Source organism: Paramesorhizobium leguminum (assembly GCF_003217235.1).
GTDB classification, from domain to species: Bacteria; Pseudomonadota; Alphaproteobacteria; order Rhizobiales; family Rhizobiaceae; genus Paramesorhizobium; species Paramesorhizobium leguminum.
This window is the reverse complement of sequence record NZ_QJTF01000065.1, coordinates 1-1,588: the sequence shown is the minus strand read 5'-3', so window position 1 is coordinate 1,588 and position 1,588 is coordinate 1. Positions and strand designations below refer to the sequence as shown.

The 1,588-nt window shown below is 63.5% G+C and carries 1 protein-coding gene; it reads left to right on the top strand.

The annotated features are described in order from the left end of the window. Positions 1 to 1,588 (top strand): FG-GAP repeat domain-containing protein (locus C7477_RS18650; RefSeq protein WP_146226133.1); only part of this gene is annotated, 1,588 nt, incomplete at both ends.

The following is a 1,588-nucleotide window of genomic DNA, read 5'->3' as shown; positions in this document are numbered from 1 at the left end:
ACCTCGGACACCCAGCCGCTGACGGTGACCGGCCAATACCCCACGACGACGACGCTCGGCAATCCGGACGGCAACACCCCCCCCTACAATCTGCCGGTAACGGTCACCGGCATCGCGCCGTCTCCACTCGCGCCGACCGGCACGGTCGAGATCATCGATCACACCAGCGGTGTAACGCTTGGAAGCGTGAACCCAGGCAATCCGACATATGGCGTGAATGCCACGTACCTGCCCGGTGCGCTGACGGCTGGTATAGCGCCCTGGTCTGTTGCCGATGGGGACTTCAATGCCGACGGCATCAAGGATATCGCCGCCGCCAACCATGACGCCAAAACCATCGGCGTGTACCTCGGCACGAGCGACGGCAAATTCAAGCCCCCGGTCACCTTTGGCACGGAGGGCAATCCCTATCCGATCGTGGCAGGCGATTTCGACAATAACGGCACGCTCGATGTCGCCTTCGGCAACGGATCGAACCTCACCGTGTTCAAGAACCCGGGAGCCGGAAATTTCAATGGGCATGTCGATACCCCGGCCAGCGACTTCCAGGATCTCGTTGCCGGCGACTTCGACAATGACGGCAATCTCGACGTCGCCGTCGTGCATGCCTCGAGCAACACGACGCAGGTCTATCTCGGCAATGGCCAGAACGCATTCCCCACGACAGGAACGGCGCTGAAGCCAGGCCAGGCCGGCGGTTCCGCAGCTAACGGCGCCGCCGCCGGCGACTTCAACAAGGACGGCAAGCTTGATCTCCTCGTGCCGGACAGCCAATGGAATGGACAGGCGTGGGTGCTGATCGGCGACGGTCAAGGCAACTTTGCCCCCGGCGTCGGATATGGCGGCCAGTCCAGCGGTCGCGTTTACACCCAAACCGTCGCGGTGGCCGATTTCGATGCCGATGGCAATCTCGACTTCGCAATCGGCTTGCGCGACAACGATACGGGCAGTTCCATACAGCTGTTTCAGGGCCAGGATGGCAACGGCACGACCTTTAAGGCCAAGACGCCGGTTCCGCTGACGCAGTGGGACAACAATGGCAAAGGGGTAGACGTGTCTGTTGTCGCCGCGGATTTCAACGCCGACGGCATCGCCGATCTTGCAAGCGTCGGCAACGGCAAATTCGATATCTGGACGGGCGACGGCAACTGGAAGTTCACCTCGGTAGCGTTCGGTCCGGCCGGCTATTCTCCACGCTCGCCCGTCACCGGCGATTTCGATGGCGACGGCTTCATGGATATTGCTGCCGGCGACGGTTCCGCCGTGGTCTCGGTGACGTTTTCAGAACCCACCGCCACGGTGACCGGCACGGCGCAGAACGTGCCGGCGCCGGTGGGGACCGGCACGCACGATGTGTGGGCCGACTACGACGGCGACAGCGAGGGGAACTTTGCCCCCAGCGCGTCCGGGACCGTGCCGCTGGCGGCGAAGAAGCTCGACACCACGCTCGCCCTGAAGGCCGACCCGCAAAGCCCCGTGGTAGCCTGGCAGAAGGTGACGCTCAGCGCCACGCTCGGCACCGGCAACCAGGATCTGCAGGGTCAGGCGCCCTCGGGCGACGTCACCTTCTCGATCCAAAATGGCAAGC